This is a genomic window from Allobosea sp. (genome assembly GCF_051860145.1).
Taxonomy (GTDB): Bacteria; Pseudomonadota; Alphaproteobacteria; order Rhizobiales; family Beijerinckiaceae; genus Allobosea.
Genome location: NZ_JBHYEM010000011.1, coordinates 127,794 through 148,214, shown reverse-complemented (window position 1 = coordinate 148,214; position 20,421 = coordinate 127,794). Strand labels below are relative to the sequence as shown.

Annotated in this window: 21 protein-coding genes; 7 read left to right on the top strand and 14 right to left on the bottom strand. The window is 67.9% G+C overall.

Going from position 1 to position 20,421, the window contains the following annotated elements:
* Window positions 1–26: 26 nt before the first annotated feature.
* Entirely contained in the window at window positions 27–917 is an 891-nt protein-coding gene (locus ACTIF2_RS18390; RefSeq protein WP_439498546.1) for a LysR family transcriptional regulator, read from the bottom strand.
* Between the two features lie 93 nt (window positions 918–1,010).
* Between ACTIF2_RS18390 and ACTIF2_RS18385 the strand changes: the two genes are divergently transcribed.
* Together ACTIF2_RS18385 and pstS are read left to right on the top strand one after the other, a co-directional pair.
* The gene (locus tag ACTIF2_RS18385) at window positions 1,011–1,883 is read left to right on the top strand and encodes a DMT family transporter (protein ID WP_439498545.1); all 873 of its coding nucleotides are present in this window, start codon (window positions 1,011–1,013) and stop codon (window positions 1,881–1,883) included.
* Window positions 1,884–2,003: 120 nt separating this feature from the next.
* Complete coding sequence (pstS, locus tag ACTIF2_RS18380; protein WP_439498544.1) at window positions 2,004–3,047, top strand: phosphate ABC transporter substrate-binding protein PstS; 1,044 nt, start codon at window positions 2,004–2,006, stop codon at window positions 3,045–3,047.
* A 117-nt stretch (window positions 3,048–3,164) separates the two neighbouring features.
* Here the strand turns inward: pstS and ACTIF2_RS18375 are convergent, their stop codons facing one another.
* Window positions 3,165–3,521: an ArsC family reductase gene (locus tag ACTIF2_RS18375; RefSeq protein WP_439498543.1), complete on the bottom strand. Its 357-nt coding sequence runs from the start codon at window positions 3,519–3,521 to the stop codon at window positions 3,165–3,167.
* Between the two features lie 48 nt (window positions 3,522–3,569).
* Window positions 3,570–4,475, bottom strand: coding sequence for a LysR family transcriptional regulator (locus ACTIF2_RS18370; protein WP_439498542.1), 906 nt, complete (start codon window positions 4,473–4,475; stop codon window positions 3,570–3,572).
* Between the two features lie 103 nt (window positions 4,476–4,578).
* Between ACTIF2_RS18370 and ACTIF2_RS18365 the strand changes: the two genes are divergently transcribed.
* Window positions 4,579–5,757: an MFS transporter gene (locus ACTIF2_RS18365; protein ID WP_439498541.1), complete on the top strand. Its 1,179-nt coding sequence runs from the start codon at window positions 4,579–4,581 to the stop codon at window positions 5,755–5,757.
* A 58-nt stretch (window positions 5,758–5,815) separates the two neighbouring features.
* Window positions 5,816–6,850, top strand: a complete 1,035-nt coding sequence (locus tag ACTIF2_RS18360) for an aldo/keto reductase (protein WP_439498540.1) — start codon at window positions 5,816–5,818, stop codon at window positions 6,848–6,850.
* Between the two features lie 52 nt (window positions 6,851–6,902).
* Here the strand turns inward: ACTIF2_RS18360 and ACTIF2_RS18355 are convergent, their stop codons facing one another.
* Together ACTIF2_RS18355 and ACTIF2_RS18350 are read right to left on the bottom strand one after the other, a co-directional pair.
* Window positions 6,903–7,538 carry a 2'-5' RNA ligase family protein gene (locus tag ACTIF2_RS18355; RefSeq protein ID WP_439498539.1) on the bottom strand — a complete coding sequence of 212 codons (636 nt, stop codon included), beginning with the start codon at window positions 7,536–7,538 and terminating at the stop codon, window positions 6,903–6,905.
* Window positions 7,539–7,675: 137 nt separating this feature from the next.
* A complete protein-coding gene (locus ACTIF2_RS18350) occupies window positions 7,676–8,131 on the bottom strand; it encodes a MarR family winged helix-turn-helix transcriptional regulator (protein ID WP_439498538.1) in 456 nt (151 codons plus the stop codon).
* A gap of 88 nt (window positions 8,132–8,219) precedes the next feature.
* Between ACTIF2_RS18350 and ACTIF2_RS18345 the strand changes: the two genes are divergently transcribed.
* Window positions 8,220–8,585 carry a DUF488 domain-containing protein gene (locus tag ACTIF2_RS18345; RefSeq protein WP_439498537.1) on the top strand — a complete coding sequence of 122 codons (366 nt, stop codon included), beginning with the start codon at window positions 8,220–8,222 and terminating at the stop codon, window positions 8,583–8,585.
* The gene (locus tag ACTIF2_RS18340; RefSeq protein WP_439498536.1) at window positions 8,582–9,505 is read left to right on the top strand and encodes a PLP-dependent cysteine synthase family protein; all 924 of its coding nucleotides are present in this window, start codon (window positions 8,582–8,584) and stop codon (window positions 9,503–9,505) included. The genes ACTIF2_RS18345 and ACTIF2_RS18340 overlap by 4 nt, the downstream gene beginning before the upstream one ends.
* A gap of 127 nt (window positions 9,506–9,632) precedes the next feature.
* On the opposite strand, the gene ACTIF2_RS18335 is transcribed toward ACTIF2_RS18340, so the two are convergent.
* Genes ACTIF2_RS18335 through ACTIF2_RS18310 form a run of 6 tightly spaced genes read right to left on the bottom strand, consistent with a single transcriptional unit; the run spans window position 9,633 to window position 15,350 of the window.
* Window positions 9,633–10,496 carry an ABC transporter permease gene (locus ACTIF2_RS18335; RefSeq protein WP_439498535.1) on the bottom strand — a complete coding sequence of 288 codons (864 nt, stop codon included), beginning with the start codon at window positions 10,494–10,496 and terminating at the stop codon, window positions 9,633–9,635.
* Window positions 10,493–11,437: an ABC transporter permease gene (locus ACTIF2_RS18330; RefSeq protein ID WP_439498534.1), complete on the bottom strand. Its 945-nt coding sequence runs from the start codon at window positions 11,435–11,437 to the stop codon at window positions 10,493–10,495. Before ACTIF2_RS18330 ends, ACTIF2_RS18335 begins: the two co-directional genes overlap by 4 nt.
* Entirely contained in the window at window positions 11,434–12,564 is a 1,131-nt protein-coding gene (locus tag ACTIF2_RS18325; RefSeq protein ID WP_439498533.1) for an NAD(P)/FAD-dependent oxidoreductase, read from the bottom strand. Before ACTIF2_RS18325 ends, ACTIF2_RS18330 begins: the two co-directional genes overlap by 4 nt.
* The gene (locus ACTIF2_RS18320; protein WP_439498532.1) at window positions 12,561–13,958 is read right to left on the bottom strand and encodes an FAD/NAD(P)-dependent oxidoreductase; all 1,398 of its coding nucleotides are present in this window, start codon (window positions 13,956–13,958) and stop codon (window positions 12,561–12,563) included. The genes ACTIF2_RS18325 and ACTIF2_RS18320 overlap by 4 nt, the downstream gene beginning before the upstream one ends.
* Window positions 13,955–14,251 (bottom strand): (2Fe-2S)-binding protein, encoded by a 297-nt coding sequence (locus tag ACTIF2_RS18315; RefSeq protein WP_439498531.1) that lies wholly within the window; start codon window positions 14,249–14,251, stop codon window positions 13,955–13,957. Before ACTIF2_RS18315 ends, ACTIF2_RS18320 begins: the two co-directional genes overlap by 4 nt.
* Window positions 14,232–15,350 (bottom strand): NAD(P)/FAD-dependent oxidoreductase, encoded by a 1,119-nt coding sequence (locus ACTIF2_RS18310; protein WP_439498530.1) that lies wholly within the window; start codon window positions 15,348–15,350, stop codon window positions 14,232–14,234. Before ACTIF2_RS18310 ends, ACTIF2_RS18315 begins: the two co-directional genes overlap by 20 nt.
* Window positions 15,351–15,442: 92 nt before the next feature.
* On the opposite strand from ACTIF2_RS18310, the gene ACTIF2_RS18305 reads away from it, so the two are divergent.
* On the top strand, window positions 15,443–16,360 hold the full coding sequence (locus ACTIF2_RS18305) for a LysR substrate-binding domain-containing protein (protein WP_439498529.1): 918 nt from the start codon (window positions 15,443–15,445) through the stop codon (window positions 16,358–16,360).
* Between the two features lie 37 nt (window positions 16,361–16,397).
* On the opposite strand, the gene ACTIF2_RS18300 is transcribed toward ACTIF2_RS18305, so the two are convergent.
* From ACTIF2_RS18300 to ACTIF2_RS18290, 3 genes are all read right to left on the bottom strand, one after another.
* Window positions 16,398–17,753, bottom strand: coding sequence for an MmgE/PrpD family protein (locus ACTIF2_RS18300; RefSeq protein WP_439498528.1), 1,356 nt, complete (start codon window positions 17,751–17,753; stop codon window positions 16,398–16,400).
* Window positions 17,754–17,775: 22 nt separating this feature from the next.
* Window positions 17,776–19,332 carry an ABC transporter substrate-binding protein gene (locus ACTIF2_RS18295; RefSeq protein ID WP_439498527.1) on the bottom strand — a complete coding sequence of 519 codons (1,557 nt, stop codon included), beginning with the start codon at window positions 19,330–19,332 and terminating at the stop codon, window positions 17,776–17,778.
* A 181-nt stretch (window positions 19,333–19,513) separates the two neighbouring features.
* Window positions 19,514–20,383 carry a LysR substrate-binding domain-containing protein gene (locus ACTIF2_RS18290; RefSeq protein WP_439498526.1) on the bottom strand — a complete coding sequence of 290 codons (870 nt, stop codon included), beginning with the start codon at window positions 20,381–20,383 and terminating at the stop codon, window positions 19,514–19,516.
* Between the last annotated feature and the right edge of the window lie 38 nt (window positions 20,384–20,421).

The window sequence follows — 20,421 nt, the reverse complement described above, 5'->3', positions numbered from 1 at the left end:
GCAGGCGCTTAGCCTAGCGCGCGGGCCTAAGGAAGTGCGGCCGACGCCGACCGGCCGTGCCGGGATGGCTGGGCGAGTGCCGAAACGAGATGATCGGCCAGCAGCGCGGCCGCTTGCGACAGGCCGGGCGCCTTGTGAAGGCGGATGTCGGCTCGAGGCAATGGCGGCAGGCCGTCGGCCTCGGTCAGCATGCGCAGGCTCGGTGGGCAGGTGCCGGACTTGACCACGGTGACGGCGAGCCCCTGTGCGGCCACGGCCTCGACCGCGGCGAGCGAATGGCTGACGAAGGCGAGCCGCCAGGACTTGCCGGCCTCGTCCAACGCCGCCACGGCCCATTCCCGGAACAGACAGCCCCGCGGATAGAGTGCGATCGGCAGGGGCTCCTGCGCCAGCGCCGAGCGCTCCGTGCCCACTGCCCAGAGCGCCTGCTCGCGCCTGAGCAGGATACCGCCGCCCTGCCCCACGGGATGCATGGCGATGACGAGGTCATAGGCCTCGCCGAGCCTGTCCGTCATGGCAGCGGTCAGGCCGGTCTGCATCTCGATCTGGATGCGCGGATAGAGCGCGGCGAAGCTCGCGAGCAGCGGCGGCACCAGCAAGATGCCGTAATCGTCCATGACGCCGAGCTTGGCATGGCCTTGCGTCTCGCGCTCGCGCAGCCGCGAGACCGCCTCATCGTTCAGCAGGAGGATACGGCGGGCATAGCCGACCAGCGCCTCGCCCGATGCGCTGAGCTCGACATGGACGGTGCTGCGATGGAAAAGCTCGGCGCCGAGCCGCTCCTCCAGCCTTCTCACCTGCATGCTCACCGCCGATTGGGTGCGGTTGAGCTTGCCGGCGGCGCGCGTGAAGGAGCGCAGATCCGCCACGGCGAGGAAGGCCTGGAGCAGGTCGGGGTCGAGTGCAGCGACGCTCATCACGTTTCCTGATCAAGCTTATCCAAGAAATTCCATTCTCTGATTTGTATCCCCTCCCGCACAAGCGGCGCAATGCGTGCGATGGAGGCTTGGATGAACGAGGTCCTGGGCGTGCTGGCGGCGATGCTGTCGAGTGCGATCGGCGGCAGCTCGGTGGCGGCGACGCGCTATGTCGTCGGCATGACCGACCCGATGACGCTCGGCGCGCTGCGCTTCGGCATCGGCTTCCTCGGCCTGCTGCCGATCGCACTCTGGCAGAGGCAGCCCTGGCCGCCGCGCGCCGACTGGCCGGCCGTGGCTGGCCTGGGCGCGCTGTTCTTCGGCCTGTTCCCGATCCTGTTCAACGCTTCGCTGATCTTCACCACCGCGGCACGCGGCGCGCTTGCGCTCTCGACCCTGCCCTTGCTCACCATGCTGGTCGCGGCTTTGCTGAAGGTCGAAGCCCTGACGCCGCGCAAATCGCTCGGCGTCGTCATCGCCATGGCAGGCGTTGCGCTCGCGCTGCTGACCGGGCTTGCTGCTGCACCGGCCGGCGCCTGGCGCGGCGACCTGCTGATGGTCGGCGCGGCGTTGTGCATGGCGCTCTACAGCGTCTGGTCGCGCCCCTTCATCAAGCGCTCCGGGCCGGTGACCTTCACGACCATGGGCATGGCAGTCGGCGCCACGGCGCTGATCGCGATCTCGGCCGCGAGCGGCGGATTACGACTGCTGGCCAGCGCCGGCACCGAGCAATGGCTCGCCTTCCTCTATGTCGGGCTCGCCGGCAGCACGCTCGCCTTCTTCCTCTGGTCCTTCGCGCTCGGACGCACCACGCCGACCCGGGTCGCAATCTCGGTCACCGTCAACCCGGTCGTTGCCGCGATCGTCGGGGCGCTGCTGCTGGGCGAGCCGGTCGGCTGGAACGTGATCGTTGGGCTCGCAGCCGTGCTCGTCGGCATCGGGATCGCGACGACGGGAAAGCGCTGAAGCCACAGCCTGTTGGCCCCCCGGTTGTGACAACCGTCATCGCAACGTCACCCCGCTTCCATAGCAATGAGCCCGTCGACTGGCGGTGCCGGGTGTCCGGCCTTGTTGTGGGAGAGAGTGATGAAGCCCTTGGCCATCCTGGCTGTCGCCGGCGCCCTTCTGGCCTCGACCGTCGCTCCCGGCCATGCCGAGCCGATCAGCGGCGCCGGCTCGAGCTTCGCCTTTCCCGTGATCGGCAAATGGGCCCAGAATTACCGCGTCGCCAAGTCCGACGGCGCCGAGATGACGCCGCTCGATATCGGCATCGACTACGAGCCGGTCGGTTCGCTCGGCGGCGAGGTCCGGGTTACCCAGCGCGCCACGGATTTCGGCGCATCGGACCGGCCGCTCTCCTCGCAGGAGCTCGAGCGCTCGGCGCTGATCCAGTTCCCGATCGTGATGGGCGGGATCGTGCCGGTGGTGAATATCGAGGGCATCGGTCCCGGCCAGATCAGGTTCACCGGAGCGCTGCTGGCGGGGATCTATCTCGGCAAGATCAAGACCTGGTCCGACCCGGCGATCAAGGCGTTGAACCCCGACCTCAAGCTGCCCGACGCGGCGATCAATGTCGTCTATCGCTCCGATGGCTCGGGCACGACCTTCAACTGGACGGACTATCTCGCCAAGGCGAGCCCGGAATGGCGCGAGACGATTGGCGTGAACACGCAGGTCGCCTGGCCGACCGGCGCGGGGGCGGAGCGCACACAGGGCGTCGCCAGCGCGGTCGCCCGCATCAAGAACGCCATCGGCTATCTCGAATACGGCCAGGTGCTGCGCGCCTCGCTCTCCTACGGGCTGGTGCAGAACAAGGCCGGCAATTTCATCAAGCCCGAGCCGGCAAGCTTCGCGGCCGCCGCCACCAGCGCGGAATGGGCCACCACAAAGGACTTCTCCCTGCTGCTGACCGATGCTCCGGGCGCGCAGGCCTATCCGATCGTCGCAACCACCTTCGCGCTGGTGCCGAAACCCCTCTCCAGGCGCACGCAGGAGGTTCTGGACTTCTTCCGCCTGTCCTTCGAGACCGGAGCGGCAGACGCTGCCGCGCTCGGCTACGTGCCGCTGCCTGGCCCGCTCGTGAAGCAGGTCAGGGATTACTGGGTGACCAGCATGAAGAGCGGGAGCTGAAGGCCCCTTGCGCGACGCCTGCCCTGTCATTGCGAGCGTAGCGAAGCAATCCAGGCGACCGCGCTGGTCGCCCGCTGGATTGCTTCGTCGCTTTGCTCCTCGCAATGACGGTTCAGGTCACGCCGCGGCCTTGAACGCCGCCGCATAGACCTCCGGCTTGAATCCGACGAGGCGACGATCGCCGAGATCGAGCACCGGGCGCTTGATCAGCGACGTATGCTCCTGCATCAGCGCCACCGCCTTGCGGGCGTCGAGGCCCTGCTTGTCGGCCTCGGCCAAGGCGCGGAAGGTCGTGCCGGCGCGGTTGAGGACCACCTCCCAGCCATGCTCTTTGCACCAGCTTTCGAGCAGCGCCTTCGTCACGCCCTCGGTCTTGTAGTCGTGGAACCGGTAGGCGACGCCGTGCTGGTCGAGCCAACTGCGCGCCTTCTTCATCGTGTCGCAGGTCTTGATGCCGTAGATCGTGATCGCCATGACGCCCTCTGCCTTGCTCTCTGGTTCTAGGCAGACGGAGGCAGAGGCTCAACCGACGCGGGCCTTCTCCCCCAGGAAATCGAGCAGCGCCCGGACCCGCGCCGGCAAGGGGCCGCCCTGACCGAGATAGACCGCGTGGACCTCCTCGAGATCGCCGGGATTGCAATCCTCGAGCACGGGCCTGAGCCGTCCGGCGCGGATGTCCTCGCGCACCGTGAAGGTGGCGAGCCGGGCGAGGCCGGCCCCGGCGATGGCGAGATGCCGCAAGGCCTCGCCGTCGCTGGTCTGAGTGCTGCCGACGATCGGGACCGTGACGGGCTCGCCGTCGCGCAGCAACGGCCAGCCTTCGATCGTGCGGGTGTAGCAGAGGCCGATCCGGTTATGGGCATCGAGCTCGGCGACGCTCCTTGGCTCGCCGAAGCGCTCCAGATAGGCCGGCGCCGCCACGATCATCATCCGCGTCGCGCCGAGCTTGCGCGCGATCAGGTTCGAGCTCTTCAGCGGCCCCGCCCTGACCGCGACGTCGGTGCGCTCCTCCATCAGGTCGACGATGGCGTCGGTCTGGACGATGTTCAGAGAGATGCCGGGATAGCGCGCCAGGAACTCGGGCACGACGGGCGCCAGGATGTGGGTGCCATAGGAGGCATTGGTGTTGAGGCGGATGCGGCCCGCCGGGTTCTCGCTGGTCGAGGCACTGCGTTCCGCCTCGTCGAGATCCGACAGGATACGGATGCTGCGCTCGTAGAAGGCCATGCCTTCCAGCGTGAGCTGGAGCTTGCGCGTGGAGCGGTTGACGAGCCGGGTGCCGAGCCGGGTCTCCAGGCGCGCGACCAGCTTGCTGACCGCCGAGGGGGTCATCCGGAAGGCGCGCGCCGCGGCCGAGAAGCCGCCGAGCTCGACGACGCGGGAAAAGACTTCCATCTCGCCGGAGCGGTTGACGTCGAGGCGGCCCATGGTGAATTCAACTCACAGATGATTTGACCGCCGGCAGTCTAACGCAAGATGCTGCTTTGCACCATCTTGCCGGGGACATCATCTTCGCCCCGGACATCGCATCATGCCCATCGCACTTTACGCCCTCACCGCCGGCGCCTTCGGCATTGGCGTCACTGAATTCGTCATCATGGGCCTGCTGATCGAGGTCAGCGCCGATCTCGGCGTCTCGATCGCCGCCGCTGGCCTGCTGATCTCCGGCTACGCGCTCGGCGTCGTCGTCGGCGCGCCGCTGATGACCGCCTTCACCGCGCGCTGGCCGCGCAAGACCGTGCTGCTCGGGCTCATGGTCATCTTCACGCTCGGCAACGCCGCCTGTGCGCTGGCGCCGGACTACGGCTCGCTGATGGCGGCCCGGGTGCTGACGGCCTTCGCGCATGGCACCTTCTTCGGCGTCGGCTCGGTCGTCGCCACCGGCCTCGTGCCGCAGGACCGCAAGGCCTCGGCGATCGCGATCATGTTCACCGGGCTGACCATCGCCAATATCCTGGGCGTGCCCTTCGGCACCTGGCTCGGCCAGCAGTTGGGCTGGCGCGCGACGTTCTGGGCCGTGACCCTCGTCGGGCTCGCCGCCCTCGCCATCATCGCAGCCTTCGTCCCGAAGGACGAGGCCGCGCCGGAAGCCAGCGACTGGCGCGCCGACCTGAAGGCGATGGCGCAGCGGCCCGTGCTGCTCGGCCTGGCGACCACCGTGCTCGGCTTTGCCGGCGTCTTCGCGATCTTCACCTATATCGCTCCGATCCTGACCAAGGTCACCGGCCTCGGCGACAGCCTGGTCTCGCCGGTCATGCTCGTCTTCGGCGGCGGGCTGATCGTCGGCAACCTGGTCGGCGGCCGCCTTGCCGACAAATACCTGGTGCCGACGATGATCGGCAGCCTGCTGGTGCTGGCGCTGGTGCTCGGGTTGATGACCTTCGCCATCCATGACGGCATCGCGGTCACGATCTTCGTCGGGCTGCTCGGCGCTGCCGGCTTCGCCACCGTGCCGCCTTTGCAGATGTGGGTGCTGGAGAAGGCCTCTGGCGCTGGGCAGAGCCTCGCCTCCAGCCTCAACATCGCCGCCTTCAACCTCGGCAATGCGCTCGGCGCCTGGGCCGGCGGTGCGACCATCGATTACGGGCCGGGCCTGACCGCCATCCCCCTCGTCGCCGCGCTGATGCCGATCGGCGGCCTGTTGATCGCGCTCTGGAGCCTTCGCCTCGAGCGCCGGACCGCCCTCGCCTCGCCGGCGCTCTGCAACTGACAAAACCTCTCGCGAGGCTCATCCTCGCGCCACTCCCTTCGATCACGGAGACATCACCATGGATTATCGTCATCTCGGCAAATCCGGCCTCAAGGTCCCGGCGCTCAGCTTCGGTGCGGGCACCTTCGGCGGCTCGGGTCCGCTCTTCGGCGCCTGGGGCACGACCGACGCCAAGGAGGCGCGTCGCCTCGTCGATATCTGCCTGGAGGCCGGCGTCACCCTGTTCGACACCGCCGATGTCTATTCCAACGGCGCCTCCGAGGAGGTGCTCGGCGAGGCGATCAAGGGCCGGCGCAACGAGGTGCTGATCTCGACCAAGACCAGCCTGCCGATGGGCGACGGGCCGAACGATGCCGGCTCCTCGCGCTCGCGCCTGATCAAGGCGGTCGAGGATGCGCTGCGCCGGCTTGGCACCGACCATATCGACCTGCTGCAGCTCCACGCCTTCGATGCGCAGACGCCGATCGAGGAGGTGCTGGCGACGCTGGGCGACCTCGTGCGCGCCGGCAAGCTGCGCTATGTCGGCGTCTCCAATTTCGCCGGCTGGGAATTGATGAAGTCGCTGGCGCTGGCCGAGAAGCACGGTCATCCGCGCTATGTCGCGCATCAGGTCTATTACTCGCTGGTCGGCCGCGACTATGAATGGGAGCTGATGCCGCTCGGCCGCGACCAGGGCGTCGGCGCACTGGTCTGGAGCCCGCTCGGCTGGGGCCGTCTCACCGGCAAGCTGCGCCGCGGGCAAAAACTGCCCGAAGGCAGCCGCCTGCACCAGACCGCCGAATTCGGGCCGCCGGTCGATGATGAGCACCTCTACAAGGTGGTCGACGCGCTCGACGAGATCGCCAAGGAGACCGGCAAGTCGGTGCCGCAGATCGCGATCAACTGGCTGCTACAGCGCCCGACCGTGTCGAGCGTCATCATTGGCGCCCGCAACGAGGAGCAGCTCAGGCAGAATCTCGGCGCCGTCGGCTGGTCGCTGACGGAAGAGCAGATGGCACGGCTCGACGCGGCGAGCAGCGTCACGGCGCCCTATCCCTATTTCCCCTATCGGCGGCAGGAAGGGTTTGCGCGGCTCAATCCGCCCCTGGTGTGAGGCACGCCGATCTGGGGCCACCGTCGAGGTCGCCCTTGCCTGCCGGCGCGCCTCATGCGGCTCTGCGCAAGGGCCAGCGCCCCTGAATGACGTAGTGGCTCTTCCCGACGAAGCTCTGCACCAGAACGAAGTCCCGCGCCGTCCAGCGGATCGGCTGATCGAGTCCGATGCGGGGCACGGGCTCTCCTCCGTAAAGTGTCGTGACATGCGGCGTTGCGCCGGCAGGCCGGCCCGGCGTCAATCCGGCCATCTTCAGCGACAGGTCGATCTTCCGATGCAGCGCTGCGATTTTCGGGAGATCCTCCCCGCAGGCCAGCACAAGGACATGTTGCCCCCGAACGACGAAGCTCATGACCGAGTCGAGGCTCACGGGGAACGAAACGCTGTCGACCATGTCGCCGGCTCGCCTCGCGGCCGCGATCAGGGCGCCCAGCGGCCGCTCGTTCGCCTCGATGCCGCTTAGCGAGACGTGAAACAGCTCGATCGGCCGTGGCGACCCGGGCAAATGCATCTCGGCGCGCAACCGGTCGGTAATCTGCCGAATGCCGTACGCCGCTGCCTGATGCGGCATCAGCGCGAAGAAGAAGTTCAACGGTTGCGTTTGACCGCTCGGCATCATCGGCCCTGACGGGCCCAGCGGCGATCCGAAGTCGAACGACATCTGGCCGGGCAATCCGAAGCGGGACATCGCGCACCTCCTGTGCTTCCCCAGCCCTCACGGTCGGCCAGCACGCCTCGGCGGTCGCTGGCGCGACGGAACAATCTGTTCCCTATTTGTTCTAGTCAAGCGTTGGATCGTGGAGCTTTTGTGGCGAGGCGCTTCGGTCAGCCGAGAGCCTCGGCCTGCTCGGCAAGGCTGCGGGCGAGATCGGGCGAAAGCAGCTTCGCCATCTTCTCCTGCGCGTCGCGCCAGACCGGCAGCACCTCTTCCAGCCGGCGGACACCGGCCTCGTTGAGCCAGACGGCGCGGCGGCGCAGGTCGCTTTCGACGACTGCGATCTCGATCAGCCCCTCGCGCTCCAGCGTGCGCAGGTTGCGCGACAGTGTCGATTGCTCGAGGCCGGCGCGCTGGGCGAGCGCGCCGAGCGTGTCGTCGACGATGACGGCGATCTGGGCGAGCAGGCCGATTTGCGCCGCGCTCAGGCCGAGCTTGGCCAGGTCGCGATCGAGGGCGGCCGAGATCCGGCGCGCGGCCAGTCGGCTGTTCCAGCCCGGACAGGCATCGACGAGGATGCGAGCCTCGTCGCGGAGTGTCTTGCGCGGTTGCGTCGAGCTTGCCATGGGTCTATGTATCTACATTAGATGTATATGCATGGAAAGCGGTTTCGAGACGGGCGGCTTTCCCGTGCAGAGGCAATGGAGCGCGCCGGTGCATCAATTCAGGCTGAAACGCGTCTACGATCCATTCTCCACTGAGGACGGAACCCGCATCCTGGTCGACCGCCTGTGGCCGCGCGGCCTGTCCAAGGACAAGGCCCGCATCGACCACTGGCTCAAGCAGATCGCGCCGAGCGACGCGCTGCGGAAGCGTTTCCACGGCAAGCCCGACGATTGGGAGGCCTTTCGCGCAGCCTATGCCGCCGAACTGCAAGGCGACGCGGCTCTGGCGGCCGTGAACGAGCTGATCGAACTGCTGCGCGAGGGCCCGGCGACGCTGCTCTATGCGGCGCGCGACGAGCAGCGAAACAACGCCGTCGCGCTCAAGCTATGGCTGGAAGGACGGGGCACTCGATGAATGCGCCCCAGCGGACGATCCTGGACCTCATTGGCGGCACCTCTTTGCTGCCGCTGCGCAGGATCGCGCCGGCCACCAGCGGCCGTATCCTGCTGAAGCTCGAAAGCGAGAACCCGACCGGCAGCATGAAGGACCGGATGGCGCTCGCCATGGTCGCGGCGGCCGAGGCGGATGGCCGGCTCAAGCCCGGCGGTTCGGTGGTCGAATATACCGGCGGCAGCACCGGCGTCTCGCTGGCGCTGGTCTGCGCGGTGAAGGGCTATCCCCTGCATGTCGTCACCTCGGACGCCTTCGCCCGCGAGAAGCTCGAGCATATGAGGGCGTTGGGTGCGCAGCTGCAGGTCGTGCCGAGCGAGGACGGGCGCATGACCGAGAAGTTGACCCGCGACATGATCGCCGCCGCCGGCGTGATCGCGCGCGAGACCGGCAGCTTCTGGACCGACCAGATGAACAACCAGGACCAGCTCGCGGCCTATCGCGACATGGCCGAGGAAATCTGGCACCAGACCGAAGGACGGATCGACGGCTTCGTGCAGAGCGTCGGGACGGCAGCGTCGCTGCGCGGCATCGGCGAGGCGCTGCGCCAGCGCAACGGGCGGATCAGGATCGTCGCCGTCGAGCCGGCGGAATCGCCCGTCCTGTCGGGTGGCAAGACCGGCGCCCACAAGATCGACGGCATCGGCGCGGGCTATGTCGTGCCGCTCTGGCGCGCCGAGGCTGCCGATCGCATCGAGCGGGTCTCGACCGAGGAAGCCGCTGCCATGGCGCAGCGGCTCGCCCGCGAGGAGGGCCTGTTCGGCGGAACCTCGACCGGCGCCAACGTCGTCGCGGCGCTCCGGCTGGCGGAGCAGCTCGGACCGGAAACAACCGTGGTCACCGTCATGTGCGACACCGGCATGAAGTATCTGAGCAGGCGGTGAGGCACTGAGCCGTCCAAAGCCGTCATCGCGAGCGAAGCGAAGCGATCCAGGAGGGGAGCTCAGCTGCCCTGGATTGCCTCGTCGGCTGCGCCTCCTCGCAATGACGATCCGAACCGGCCAGCCATGCTCAGCGGGATTTGGGGTCGGCCGCGTCGCGCAATGCGTCGCCAAGCAGGTTCAACGCCAGCACCGTCAGCAGGATCGCGATGCTCGGGAATACCGCGAGCCACCAGGCGTCGAGGATGTTGTCAAAACCCTCGCGGATCATGCTGCCCCAGGTCGGCGTCGGTGGCGGCACGCCCAGCCCGATGAAGCTGAGCGAAGCCTCGGTGCGGATGGCCGAGGCCATCCAGAGCGAGCTCATCACCAGAACGTCCGAAATCATGTTCGGCACGATATGGACGGCCATGATCCGGGTCCGGCTGCAGCCATAGGAGCGGCCGGCCTCGACGAAGTCGCGCTGCTTCAATGTGATGGTCGGCGCTCGCGCCACCCGGGCGAAGGGCGCGATCTCGGTGACCGCGATGGCGATGATCAGGTTCTCGAAACTCGCCCCCAGCATCGCCGCGATCATCAGCCCGAGCAGCAGGGTCGGGAAGGACAGCATCACGTCGAGCAGGCCCATCACGAACTGGTCGAAGACGCCGCCGATATAGCCCGAGACGATGCCAAGCGCGGAGCCGATCAGCATCGCGATCAGGATGGCGATGAAGCCGACGCTGAGCGAGATCCGCGCTCCGTAGAGCAGGCGGGACAGCACGTCGCGGCCATAGCTGTCGGTGCCGAGCCAGAACTCGGCCGAAGGCGGCTCGAGCCTGGCGACGAGGTTCTGCTCCAGCGGGTCGTAAGGCGCGAGCAGCGGCGCAAAGAGCGCGATCAGCACGATCAGCGCCAGCAGGCCGAGCCCGATCCAGGACAGCCGGTTGCGGGTGAAGGCGAGCCAGAGCCCTCCTGGGCGCGCAAGCTCGGTGGTGATGGTGTCCGTGCTCATTCGTATTTCACCCGCGGGTCGACGAGGCCATAGGCAAGATCGGTCAGCGTGTTCACGGCGATGACGCAGACGGCGAAAATGATCATCAACCCCTGGAGCAGGGTGTAGTCGCGGGCATTGAGCGCGCCGAGGATCAGCTTGCCGAGGCCGGGCCGGTTGAAGATGATCTCGGTCAGCACCGAATTGCCGATCAGCGTGCCGAAATAGAGCCCGACCACGGTGATGATCGGGATCAGGCCGTTACGCAGTGCATGGGTGACGACGAGCTTCATCGGTCCCACGCCCTTGGCCCGTGCCGTCCGGATATAGTCCTCTGTCAGCACGTTCAGCATCGCCGAGCGCGTCACGCGCATCACATAGGCCGTCATGATGATGCCGAGGTTCAGCGCCGGCAGGGCGAGGCTGCGCAGGCGCTCAGCCAGGCCGCCGCCGCTCCCCGTGCTGCCCAGGACGGGAAACCAGCCGAGCTGGATCGCGAAGACGATCAGCATCAGGATGCCGGAGACGAAGGCCGGGAAGGACAGGCCGACCAGCGAGACGACGCGCGAGACATAATCGATCCAGCTATTGCGCCGCACCGCGGCGGCGAGACCGAGCGGCAGGCCGAAGACGAGGCCGATCACGATCGCGGCGAAGGCGAGTTCGACCGTCGAGGGCAGGACCTGCGCCACTTCCTGCAGCACGGTGCGCCCGCTCGACAGCGAGCGCCCGAGATCGCCGATCAGGATATTGCCGATGAAGCTGAGATACTGGACATGCACCGGCTGATCGAGCCCGAGCCGGGCCCGCAGCGCCTGCAGCGACGCGGCATTGGCCTGGTCGCCGAGGATGACCGAGGCTGCATCGCCCGGCACCAGCCGGACCAGCACGAAGATCGCCGTCAGCATGACGAACAGGGTCGGGATGGCGAGCAGCAGTCGCCTCATCGCATAGCCGGTCATGCAGCCTCCCTTGCTGGCATCAGCCGCTCCGGCCTGAAGGCGGCGATCGCGCGGCGGGTGCCGCCTTCGACCACGAGGTCGCGGATGATCGCGCCCGCCACCGGCACGAGCTGAAAGCCGTGTCCCGAATAGCCGAAGCTGTGAAACAGACCCGGCGCGGTCGGCGAGGGGCCGAGCACTGGCAGCAGGTCGCGCGTCTTCGCCTCCATCCCGGCCCAGCTGCGCGCGATGCGCACGTCCCTGACCATCGGGAAGAGGTCGGTCGCCGCATGCGCGCCCTTGGCGAGCTCGACGAAATTCACGCTGGAGCGCTGCGCCGCGATATCGGCCGAGCCCTGCAGCCCGCCGCCAATGACCAGCGTGCCCTGCCCCGACTGCTTGAAGGACAACGAGCGGCCAACGACGCTGACCACCGGATCGAGCAGCTTCTGCAGCCGCTCCGTCACGATCATCATCGAGGCCTTGTAGCCGAGCTCGATCTCCTCGCCGGCCATGGCCGCCAATCGCGCGGCCCAGGCGCCGGCGGCATTGACCAGCACCGGCGCGAGAAAACTCCGCTCGCCGCAGCGCACCAGCCAATCGGCGCCCCGGCGCTCGAGCGCCTCGACGCCGCAGCCCTCGTGAATGGTAACGCCCTCGGCCTCGCAGCTCTGGCGATAGGCGGCGAGCGTCCTGTGCGGGTCGGCGGCGCCGTCGTCGCGCGCGATCAGTGCGCCGAAGCAGTGCCGGCTCAGCGCCGGCACGAGCCGGCGGAGTTCCGCCTGGTCGATGATCTCCTCATGGCGATAACCGAGCGCGGCGGTCTTGGCAGCCCGCTGCTCGAGCACCGGCATCTGGCTGGCGAATTCCGCCACCCTGATCTGGCCATGGGCGTGGAAGCCGCAATCGCCGTCGACGATGCTGCCGATCCGGCGCCACATCTCCATCGATTCGAGCGAGATCGGCAGCTCGGCGAGATCGCGCCCGAGCGTGCGCACGCCGGCGGCCGTGGCGCCCGAGGCGTGCCGGCCGACCCAGGCGCGTTCCAGGATCGCCACCTTGCGCTTTGCTTGCGCCAGGTTCAGCGCTGCGGAGAGCCCGTGCAGCCCGCCACCGATGACGATGACATCGAAACCCGTCTCGCTCATGCCGCATCGTCCCTGCGGTCGAGCGAGGCGAGTTCACCGAGCGTGACGGGCTTCAGCGGCGGCCTGACGCGATAGAAGCCGACCTCGTCCACCGGGCGCTTCTCGGCGGCGGCCAGGATGTGGCTGACGGTGTAGCCGCATTGCCGGCCCTGGCATGGACCCATGCCGGCGCGGGTGAAAGCCTTGACCTGGTTCGGACCGGGCCGCCCGACCTGCGCCAGCGCCCTGATCTCGCCGGCGGTAACCTCCTCGCAGCGGCAGACCAGCGTCTCGTCTGCCGGCGCGAAAACCTGTGGGCGCGGCGCGTAGAGCGCATCGAGGAATGGCCTGAGCGCCAGCTCGCTCGCCAGCTTCCGGCGCAGCGGGCCGGCTTGCTCCTCGGCGGCAGCCGCATCGAGCCTGCCGGCGGAGAGCGCGACCTTGATTCCGGCCAGCGCGCCGCGCAATTCGGCCGCTTTGGCACCCGCGACGCCGGCCCCGTCGCCAGCGATAAAGACGCCCGGCACCGAGCTTTCGCCCCAGCTGTCGAGCTTCGGCACGTAGCAGGCCTGCGCGGTCGACCATTCCACCGCGCAGCCGAGCGCGAGCGGCGGGTGGATGCTCGGGATCACACCCTCATGAACCAGGAGCAGTTCCGCCGGAACGCGCGCCTCGACGCCCGACGCGGTGCGGTAGCGGATCGCCTCGATGCGCTCGCTGCCTTCGGCGGCGAGATCGGCGACATGCCGGACCACTTTCACGCCGGCCCGCCGCAGCGCCAGGCTCCAGCTAGCGCCCTTGATGAGATCGCCTGCCTTGCCGAGCGCGCGCGGCAGATGCGGCAGAGCCATCATCAGCCGGCCGGGCGGCGTGGTGTCGAGGAAGCCGGCGATCTGTCCACCGGCGTCGAGAAGCTGCTTCATGTAGAGCAGCACGAGCGGCCCGCTGCCGGCGATCCAGGCCGGCTTGGCAGGAATCTGGCCGGAGGTCTTGAGCAGGATCTGCGCGGCGCCCACCGTCAATACGCCGGGCAGCGTCCAGCCCGGAAATGGAACCGGCCGCTCCTGCGCCCCGGTCGCCAGCACGATCGCCTTGGCCTCGATCGTCCGGGCTTGACGGTCCTGCGTGACGAAGGCGCGGAAACCGGGCTCGATCTGCCAGAGCTGCGCGCCGGGCTCATAGTGCGCGCCGCAGGCACGGAAGGCGGCGGCGCTCGCCGCGCCGGCCTTGAAGGCCTCGCCAAGCACCGCGGCCCGCGGGCTCACTGCGACCGTCTCGACCGCGCGCCAGATCTGGCCGCCGGGCGCGGGCTGATCGTCGACGACCGTGACCGAGAGACCCGCCTGGCGCGCCGCGACCGCAGCGGCCATGCCGGCGGGGCCGGCGCCGACGACGAGAAGATCGATCGGGCTCATAGTGCCAGGCTCCGCTTGCCGCGCTGGCGCTCGACGCGCATGCCGGCCTTCACCGGGGTCAGGCAGGTCTGCACCGAGGCGACGCCGTCGACCTCGGCCAGGCATTCGAAGCAGACGCCCATCATGCAATAGGGCGCGCGCTTGGCTCCGGAGACCGGCGTGGTACGGGCCCAGATCTCGCTCTGGCGCAGCAGCACGGCTGCCAGCGTCTCGCCGGCCTCGGCCGCCGCGGGCACGCCATCGATATAGACCGTCACGGCTTCGGGGCCGGGATCATGCAGCTTTCGGAACATCAAAACGTCTCTGGTGGAAGGGAGCGAGATCGGCCGGCAGGCGGCCGGCCATGACGGCCTCCGCAAGCGCCTCGGCATGCAGCGCCGCCAGCGTCACGCCGGAATGGCAGAGCGCGACGAAGGCGCCGGGATGGCTCTGCGACTGGGCATAGACCGGGTAGCTGTCGGGCGTCAGGACCCTGAGGCCGGCCCATTGCCGGACGAGGCGGACATTGGCGAGCGCGGGCACGAGGTCGACGGTCTTGCGGCTGAGCTTCGCGGCGGCTTCGCCAGTGGTCGAGACGTCGAAACCGGCTTCCTCCTGCGTCGCGCCGATCATCACCGTGCCCTCGCCGGTCTGGCGCAGCCCACTCGCCGGCAGCGGCAGGAAGGGCGCGAGCCGCTCGGTCACCAGCACCTGCCCGCGCTGCGGCCGGATCGGCACGTCGAGCCCGACCTGCCGGGCGAGCGCCTGCGAACCGAGGCCGGCAGCGATGACCACGCGCGGCGCCGTAACCACCTCCTCGTGGAAGCTGACGCGCAGGCCTTCGCCGTCGCGGGCGATCTCGCGCACGTTCGCCTGGCTGCGCACCGTGCCGCCAAGCGCGACCACCGCCTTGTGCAGGGCCGCGAGCAGGCAGAGCGGATTGGCATGGCCATCGTGCTTGCCGAAGCTCGCGCCGCTGACTTTTGGCCCGAGCGCGACCTTGGGCAGGAGCCGCGCGAGTTCCGCGCGGTCGAGCATCTCCCAATCGGCGTCATCGTGGCCGAGCTGGTTGTGCAGCCGCTGCAATTGCAGCCGCCTCGCCTCGAACCCCTCCTCGCCGAAGCAGAAGGCCAGCCCGCCATTATGTTCATACTGAAGATCGATGCCGCTGGTCTCGGTCAGCGCCACCTCGAAATCCTGCCAGAGCGCGATGCTCCGGCGCGTCAGGCGCTGGTATTCCGGCATGTTGAGGCCTTTGCCCTGCAGCCAGACCAGACCGAAATTCGCGCGGGCGGCACGGAAGTCGCCGTCGTCGCCATCGAGCAGCAGCACGCCGAGCTTCCTCCGCGCCAGCCCATAGGCAATGGCGGCGCCTACCGTTCCTCCGCCAATGACGATGACCTCTGGCCGCATCGCTTTCCCTCTTGCCGGCTAGGACGTTAGAGACCCATTCTCCATTTCGTCAAAGTCGCATTTTTCTTGAGTCTATTCTCAGAGGTTATGGAATGGCGAGACATCTGAACCTGCGTCAGATCGAGGCCTTCAAGGCGGTGATCGAGCACGGCACGATCAGCCGCGCCGCCGAAATGCTGCACATCTCGCAGCCGGCGATGAGCAAGCTGATCGCCCATCTCGAGGACGACACGCGGCTGAGCCTGTTCGACCGGGTGAAGGGCCGTCTCGCGCCGACCAGCCAGGGCATGCGGCTCTATGAGGAGATCGACAAGATCTTCACCGGGGTCCGGCAAATCGAGAATGCGGTCGACGCCATTCGGCGCGACGAGCAGGGCCGGCTCATGGTCGGCGTCATGCCGGCCCTCTCCGGCCCCTTCATCCAGCAAGTGACCAGCGCCTTCCTGACCGGCAATCCCAATGTCTTCTGCTCGGTTCTGGCGCGCAGCTCGCAGCTCATCGCCGACTGGCTGGTCGCGCGGAAGCTCGATGTCGGGATGGTCTCGTCCCGGATCGGCAATCCCTATATCGCGACCGAGCCGCTGATGGAGCATCCGCTCGTCTGCATCATGCCGCCGGACCATCCGCTGGCCGAGAAGAGCGTGATCGAGCCGCCGGATCTCGCGGGCGTGCCCTTCGTCTCCTTCGACCCCGAAAGCCATACCGGCCAGCGCGTGGCCACGATGTTCGAGACCTACGGGATCCAGCCGCACACGGTTCTGGTCGCCAATATCTCGCCGACGCTGTGCGAGTTCGTCGCCTCCGGTCTCGGCGTCTCCCTGGTCCATCCGCTGCTCGCCAGCGGCCTGCAAAACCGCCTGGCGATCAGGCGTTTCGAGCCGGACGTCATGTTCGACTTCCAGCTCTGCCGCTTGCGCGAGAGCCGCAATGCCCGCCTGGTCGACGCCTATCTCCACGAGACCCGCGAGACCGCCCGGCGCATCTCGCGCACGATCCTGCGCGAGGATTGAGGCGCGCCGCCTCGGCGCCGGACGAAGTCTGGCAGGCTCAGGCGGCCTTTGCATGCCGGCCGAGCGCGAGCGTCGCCAGTGCATGTTTCAACGGGGCCATGTCGCCCGCTCTGAGCTTCGAAACGGCAGCGAGGATGTTCCGCTGCTGATCCGGCGTGGCGACAAAGCGGCTCGCGACCACGAGCTTCTCCTCCAGCTCCTGCCAGGAGGCAGGCGCGCTCGCCTCGCCATGCGGCGCGGTCGCCGGCGATTCATGGCGCTCGCCGGCATGCGTCACCACGAGCCGCGCCAGGGTCTCGGCCGGGAAGCGCCGGTCCAGCGCCGGATCGAGATGCAGGCTGACCTTGCGGGCTAAAGCGACGACGTCGGCGCACCCGAAGGCATCCGGCGTCAGCGGCAGGAGCGTCTCCGGTCCATGCAGCGCGACGAGGCCGAGGCAATAGGGAATGCTGAACTGGACATCGACGAAATTGGCCGGCTCGGGCGGATTGGCGAGCCGCAGCGCGCCGCTATAGCTGTGCACCTCGATCGCCTCGACCCGCGCCGCGTCCAGGTGATGGCGCGCGATCAGCCCGCGCAGGGCATCGACCGGCGGATGGATGTGGCGGCAGCAGGAATAGAACTTGAAATAGCTCCGGCCGATATGCAGCCGTTGGCCCAGCCCCGCCAGCATGTCCGCGACGGCGAAATGCGCCTCCGAGTCGAGCAGGTTCTCGGGGCCGGTATGCCCGGCTTCCGCCAGGGACACCGCCTGCAGCGCCGTGACAGTCGACCAGGGAATGCCCTCCTTGACGTCGCTGCCGATCGGGAAGAGCTGCGCCGGTCCGCCGCCGGCATGGAGCTGGTTCGGCGCGCTCATCCCGGCGATGGCGAAGGCATGCGCCAGCTGCGCCGGCGGCAGGCGGCGCAGCGCACCGGCCGCAGCGACGACGCCGTAGCAGGTCCACATCCCGCTATTGGCGTAGAAGCGCCGCGCCGCGCCGACGGCGACGCCGACCTCATAGCCGATGGCGATCGCGCTCAGGAGCTGGTCGAGCGTGGCGCCCCGCTCCTGCGCCACCGCGAAGGCGGCGGGAATGATCGCGGCGCCGGGATGGCCGCGGGCGAGCCGGTTGCCGTCGTCGAGATCGAGCGCTGCCGCAGCGGCGGAATTGGCCCAGATGGAGCCGATCAGGCTGCCGTTCTCGCCAGTGAACCAGAGCGGGAACCCGCCCGCACTATAGGCTGCCCTCGCCACCTGCCGGACCGCCGCAACGCCGGGCGCGCCGACGCCGACGGCGGTCGCCGCGAGAAGGTCGAGGATGCAGCGCAGCGCCGCCTCGCGTGCCTCGGCCGAAAGCGGCTGCTCCCGTGCCGATGCGACGTAATCGGCAAGCTGCCTGACCGCCAGCATCGCTTGCTCCCCTCTCCTCGCCTCAGCGCGGCTTGACCGTGGTCGCCTCGGTGATCGGCGGGGCGAGGTTCATCGCGCCCTTGAGGTCGTAGCCATAATCGACCCGGTCGCTATGGACCCAGACCTGGCGCAGATCGAAGAGCGGGAGCGCGCAGACATCCTCGAAGATCTTGCGCTGGGCCTCCTTCCACAGCGCCTTCTGCCTGGCGGCGTCGGGCTCGCGCCGCGCGCCTTCGATCTCGGCATCGGCAACGTCGCAATGCGAGAAATTCGTCGCGGCGGTGGGCTTTCCGACGATCGCGTTGGAATGGAAGAACTCGCTCAGATAGGTGTCGGCGATCGGGAAGCGCGCCGCGCCGTAGAAGACGAGGCCGCTGACATCCTTGCGGATCTGGCTCTGGTAGGTCGGGTGGTCGACCACCGACATCTCCAGCTTGATCCCGGCCTTGGCGAGCTGGGCCTGGATGATCTCCATGAAGGGTTGCTGGGCGGAGATGTTGGAGACGGTCGCCTTGATGCTGATGCCGTTGGGATGGCCCGCCTCGGTCAGCAGCGCCTTGGCGCTGGCGAGGTCGAACTGATAGCTGCCGACCGTGCAGTCCTCGCCGAGATAGCCGGACGGCACCACCGAGCAGCCCTTGGGGCCGACATCCTTGCCGACATAGCGCACGAGGTCGTCGACATTGACCGCGGCCGCGATCGCGCGGCGGACACGGATGTCGTCGAGCGGCGGAATGCTGCGGTTGATGTGCAGGATGCGGAACTCGCCGGGCTGGAAGATGTCGATATTGAAGCCCCGTCGCTTGCGGGCCGCGTCGACCCAGCGCTGCTCGCGCTTGCCATACATCACGTCGAGCTCGCCCGAGGTGAAGGCCAGCTCGCGCGCGCTGTCCGAGGGGATCATCCGCGACATCACCGTGTCGATCTTCGGCTTGCCGCGGAAATAGCCCTGATGCGCCGCGAGCTTCACATATTGCTGCGTGACATGCTCGACGAAGGCAAAAGGTCCGGTCCCGACCGGGTTGGAGCCGAACCTGTCGCCCAGCTCCTCGGCCGCCTTTTTGCTGACGATGTTGCCGCCATGGTAATTCGTGACGCGACCGAGGAAATTCGCATCCGGGTATTTCAGCGAGACGCGGACGGTGTAGTCGTCGACCTTCTCGAGCTTGTCGATGCCGGCGAAGTCCGAGGAGAAGGTCGAGCGCTTCGGATCGGCCGAGCGGGTCAGCGAATAGACCACGTCATCGGCGGAAAACTCGCCCCATGTGCCGTGGAACTTCACGCCCTTGCGCAAATGGAAGGTCCAGACCTTGCCGTCCGGCGAGGTTTCCCAGCTTTCCGCCAGATCCGGCTCGATATCCTTCGGATCGGCGCTGCCCGGCTTGAAACGCACGAGCCCGTTATAGATCCAGCCGACCAGCGCCTTGTCGTTGGTCGCGCTGGCGCGATGCGCATCGAGCGTCGAAATATCGGCGCTGCCGGCGCTGATCTGCAGGACGCTCTCCTGCGCCTTGAGCGAAAGCGGCATCGCCACAGCGGCAAGGAGCCCGAGCGCGAGCGCGCGAGAGACTGACGGCATCGTTCCCACCTGTTTTTGTTTCAGTGACTTATCGCAGCGTGGGCGCGCAGAACTTAATCTGTCAAAGTCAAAATCGGCGGCACCTTATTCACACAGGTTATGCCTGCAGGCATCGGCACACCCCCGCTTGCGAGCCTGCCGCGGTCGCGCTGGCGCTCTGCCGGCAGCGTCGCCTCGAGCCTCACATCTCCTTCGTCTGGCGGACGACGTCCAGGAAAGCCCGGACCACCCGGCTCGCCTCGCGCTTCCTCAGCACGACGACATGGGCATAGGTGTAGATCTCGGCGTCCGAGATCGGTATCAGGCGCAGGTCCGGGTCCGGCACGAATTCCGCCACCGAGACATAGCTGATGCCGAGCCCGCGGATCACCGCCTCGCGGATCGCTTCGCGGCTGCCGATCTCCATGACGGTGCGCGGCCTGGCCTTGGCCGCAGCCAGCGCCTGCTCGAACGCGCGGCGCGTCGTCGAGCCATGTTCGCGGATGATCACCGGTTCGCCGTCCAGCTCCGCGATCTCGACGCTCTTGCGCCGTGCGAAACGGTGGTCCTTGCGCACGAACACCGCGACCGGATGGCGGCGATAGGGGATGGTGAGCAGCCGGTCGTCCTCGTCGATATAGGCGAGGACGGCGACGTCGCATTTGTAGTCGAACAGATCGTCCAGCACCTCGGTCGAGTTGCCGAGCTTCACCGCGAGCTCGATGCCGGGATAGGCGCGGTTGAAGGCGGCGAGCATCTCGGTCACGTGGAAGGGACCGACGGCGCTGATCGACAGCTTGCCGGTCTTGAACTCGCGCGATTGCTCGAGAAAGGCCAGCGCCTCGCCCTCCTCCGCGAACAGGCGCGTGGTGATCGCCAGCAATTGCCGCCCGGCGTCGCTGAGCTCGCGGCGGCGCCCCTTCCGGACGAAGAGCTCGACCCCGTACTCGCCTTCGAGCGCGCCGACCTGCGCGGTCAGGGTCGGCTGGCTGATGTTGAACATCGCGGCAGCCGCATTGAAGCCGCCCGCGCTGGCCACCGCATGGAACGATCGAAGCCGCGTATAACGCATAGCGAATTTCTATCTATCCGCGCTGAAAAATCAATTTG

What these genes read in the sequence shown, in the direction of transcription:
- ACTIF2_RS18350 (WP_439498538.1), bottom strand. Translation starts at nt 8,131, where the DNA reads ATGGCAAGCTCGACGCAACCGCGCAAGACACTCCGCGACGAGGCTCGC.
- ACTIF2_RS18310 (WP_439498530.1), bottom strand. Translation starts at nt 15,350, where the DNA reads ATGCGGCCAGAGGTCATCGTCATTGGCGGAGGAACGGTAGGCGCCGCC.
- ACTIF2_RS18365 (WP_439498541.1), top strand. Translation starts at nt 4,579, where the DNA reads ATGCCCATCGCACTTTACGCCCTCACCGCCGGCGCCTTCGGCATTGGC.
- ACTIF2_RS18355 (WP_439498539.1), bottom strand. Translation starts at nt 7,538, where the DNA reads ATGTCCCGCTTCGGATTGCCCGGCCAGATGTCGTTCGACTTCGGATCG.
- ACTIF2_RS18340 (WP_439498536.1), top strand. Translation starts at nt 8,582, where the DNA reads ATGAATGCGCCCCAGCGGACGATCCTGGACCTCATTGGCGGCACCTCT.
- ACTIF2_RS18320 (WP_439498532.1), bottom strand. Translation starts at nt 13,958, where the DNA reads ATGAGCCCGATCGATCTTCTCGTCGTCGGCGCCGGCCCCGCCGGCATG.
- ACTIF2_RS18315 (WP_439498531.1), bottom strand. Translation starts at nt 14,251, where the DNA reads ATGTTCCGAAAGCTGCATGATCCCGGCCCCGAAGCCGTGACGGTCTAT.
- ACTIF2_RS18335 (WP_439498535.1), bottom strand. Translation starts at nt 10,496, where the DNA reads ATGAGCACGGACACCATCACCACCGAGCTTGCGCGCCCAGGAGGGCTC.
- ACTIF2_RS18305 (WP_439498529.1), top strand. Translation starts at nt 15,443, where the DNA reads ATGGCGAGACATCTGAACCTGCGTCAGATCGAGGCCTTCAAGGCGGTG.
- ACTIF2_RS18370 (WP_439498542.1), bottom strand. Translation starts at nt 4,475, where the DNA reads ATGGGCCGCCTCGACGTCAACCGCTCCGGCGAGATGGAAGTCTTTTCC.
- ACTIF2_RS18290 (WP_439498526.1), bottom strand. Translation starts at nt 20,383, where the DNA reads ATGCGTTATACGCGGCTTCGATCGTTCCATGCGGTGGCCAGCGCGGGC.
- ACTIF2_RS18360 (WP_439498540.1), top strand. Translation starts at nt 5,816, where the DNA reads ATGGATTATCGTCATCTCGGCAAATCCGGCCTCAAGGTCCCGGCGCTC.
- ACTIF2_RS18295 (WP_439498527.1), bottom strand. Translation starts at nt 19,332, where the DNA reads ATGCCGTCAGTCTCTCGCGCGCTCGCGCTCGGGCTCCTTGCCGCTGTG.
- ACTIF2_RS18300 (WP_439498528.1), bottom strand. Translation starts at nt 17,753, where the DNA reads ATGCTGGCGGTCAGGCAGCTTGCCGATTACGTCGCATCGGCACGGGAG.
- ACTIF2_RS18385 (WP_439498545.1), top strand. Translation starts at nt 1,011, where the DNA reads ATGAACGAGGTCCTGGGCGTGCTGGCGGCGATGCTGTCGAGTGCGATC.
- ACTIF2_RS18390 (WP_439498546.1), bottom strand. Translation starts at nt 917, where the DNA reads ATGAGCGTCGCTGCACTCGACCCCGACCTGCTCCAGGCCTTCCTCGCC.
- ACTIF2_RS18325 (WP_439498533.1), bottom strand. Translation starts at nt 12,564, where the DNA reads ATGAGCGAGACGGGTTTCGATGTCATCGTCATCGGTGGCGGGCTGCAC.
- pstS (WP_439498544.1), top strand. Translation starts at nt 2,004, where the DNA reads ATGAAGCCCTTGGCCATCCTGGCTGTCGCCGGCGCCCTTCTGGCCTCG.
- ACTIF2_RS18330 (WP_439498534.1), bottom strand. Translation starts at nt 11,437, where the DNA reads ATGACCGGCTATGCGATGAGGCGACTGCTGCTCGCCATCCCGACCCTG.
- ACTIF2_RS18375 (WP_439498543.1), bottom strand. Translation starts at nt 3,521, where the DNA reads ATGGCGATCACGATCTACGGCATCAAGACCTGCGACACGATGAAGAAG.